Raw genomic sequence first — 2,333 nt, 5'->3', positions numbered from 1 at the left:
CCTCGACCTCCAGCCGGCGTTCGTCGGCCGCGGTCAGCCGCTCTTCGGCGCGAACGCGGCTCTCGCGCGCCTCAGCCAGGAACTGGATGGCGCCGGTGGCGGCCTTGTCCAGTTCGGATTGCCGGTTCTCCGCTTCCTGCAGACGGTCGGCCGCCGCCTTGCGCAAGGTTTCGGCCTCGGTGAGCTGCGACAGCAGGGCGCGCCGCTTGGCGTCGATTTCATCGGGCGCATCCGCCAGCCGCTCGCGTTCGGCCTCGGCCTCGGCCTTGCGTTCGCCAAGCGAGGCGATCTGCGTCGAGGCGTTTTCGGCCCGCTCCAGCCAATTGCTGCGTTCGGCGCCAATGGCATCGAGCCGGCGCGCGCGCGCCTCGGCTTCGCGGCGCAGCCCCTCATGCACCGCACGCGCATCGGCAAGCGCGGCGCGGTCGCGGGCGACATTGGCCGAGGACTGTTCGAGCTGCAATTGCAGATCGCCAAGATCGGGCGCGTCCTGCAGCAGCATTTCCGCCTCGGCGAAGGCGGCCGAAATCTCCTCATGGCTGTCGACGATGCGGGCGCGCGCTTCATCGAGTGCTGCGCGCCGGCTCTGCAATTCGCCGCCGGCCCTCTCGGCCTCAGCCAGTGCATTGCGGGCGGCGTCCAGCCGATGCTGTGCGTCACGACCGGCCTGGCGCGTGTTGCGCTCGGCCTCGCTTGCCAGGCGGAGCGCCTGTTCGGCCTCTCCCAGCGCCTCCTCGGCCTGGCGCAGGACGAGCGTCGCCTGTATCGCCTCGGCATCGAGCTCAGCCAGCCGGTTCTTCTGCGCCAGCCGTTGCGCCGCGGCGGTCGGCGCGTCGGCACTGGCGGTAAAGCCGTCCCAGCGCCACAGCGCGCCCTCGCGGCTGACCAGCCGCTGGCCGGGAGCAAGCAGCGGCTGCAACCGGCGGCCATCGCCGGCGGCATCGACGATACCGATCTGCGCCAGGCGGCGGGCGAGCTGTGCCGGCGCGTGGACCACGCTGGCCAGGCTCTTCACGCCTTCCGGCAGAGCCGCGTCGCCGGGTTGGATCGCGCCTTCGCCCCAATGCACCGGCGCGCTGCGGTCGAGCGGCACGTCGAGGTCTTCGCCAAGGGCTGCACCCAGCGCCGTTTCGAAACCGCGATCGACGCTGATCTGCTCCAGCACGGCCGGGAAGAGATCGCCGCTGGCGGCATTGAGGATTTTTGCCAGCGTGCGCGCTTCGGTTTCGATCCTTGCCAGCTCGGCCCTGGCATCCTGAAGCGGTGGCCGGGCAGCGCTTTCGGCAGCGCGGGCATCGATGACCGACTGCTCGGCCTCGGACACGGCAGCCTCGGCCTCCTCCAGCAGCGCCATGGCCTGTTCGACCAGCACCCGCTTCTCGGCCGGATCGGGCAGGCCAGCGACCTTGGAGAGTATCTCCGACAATTCCCGGTCGACATCGGCAAGCTGACGCGCGAAGCGGTCGCGGCGCTCGGCGGTATCGCGCAGCGTCCGTTCGATCTGGTTGCGCGAGGCGGCAGCCTCGGCCCGCTCGGCAGTCAGCGCGGCGAGTTTGGCTTCGCTTTGTGAAAGCGTAGATGCCGCTTGTTCGAAAGCCGCGCGGGTGGTGGCCTCGCGCTCGGCGGCACCAGCATTTTCCGAATTGAGTGCCGCCTCTTCGGCGCGCAGGCGCTCGAGAATGTCCGCGTTGTCGCGGACCATGCGCTCCTCACGCGCGATATCGCCGTCGAGCTGCTGCAGCCGGCGCTCGAGTTCGCTCTGACGGGCGCGGATGCGGCCGGCTTCCTCTTCGATCTGCGACTTGGCGATCGAGAGGCGCTGGAAGGCAGCGGCGGCGGCGGCTTCCGCGTCGCGCAGGTCCGGCAGCCGATGGGCGCCTATGCCTTGCTCCCTGGCGGCGGCCATCTGGGCCGCGGCGCGGTCGCCGACCAGTGCCGTGGCAACCGCCAGCGCCGATCGCGCCTCGCCTTCCTGGGTTTTGGCCAGCGTCCAGCGCAGATGCAACAGCGTTGCTTCGGCCTTGCGGATATCGGCCGACAGGTTCTTGAAGCGGGAGGCCTGGCGCGCCTGGCGCTTCAGGCTTTCGATCTGGCTTTCCAGCTCGCCGACGACGTCGTCCAGTCGTTCGAGGTTCTGCTCGGCCGCCTTCAGCCGCAGTTCTGCCTCGTGGCGGCGGGTGTGCAGGCCGGAAATGCCTGCCGCCTCTTCGAGCAGGGCGCGGCGTGCCTGGGGCTTGGCCTGGATCAGTTCGCCGATGCGGCCCTGGCCGACCATCGACGGGGAACGCGCACCGGTCGACTGGTCGGCGAACAGAAGCTGCACGTCCTTGGCG

Annotated in this window: 1 protein-coding gene; it reads right to left on the bottom strand. The window is 70.2% G+C overall.

From position 1 onward, the window contains the following. A partial coding sequence (locus EN990_RS35105) for a chromosome segregation SMC family protein (RefSeq protein WP_164766234.1) occupies positions 1-2,333 on the bottom strand: 2,333 nt, incomplete at both ends.

This window comes from Mesorhizobium sp. M7A.F.Ca.US.005.03.1.1 (assembly GCF_003997975.1).
GTDB classification, from domain to species: Bacteria; Pseudomonadota; Alphaproteobacteria; order Rhizobiales; family Rhizobiaceae; genus Mesorhizobium; species Mesorhizobium ciceri.
This window is presented reverse-complemented; position numbering and strand designations above follow the sequence as displayed.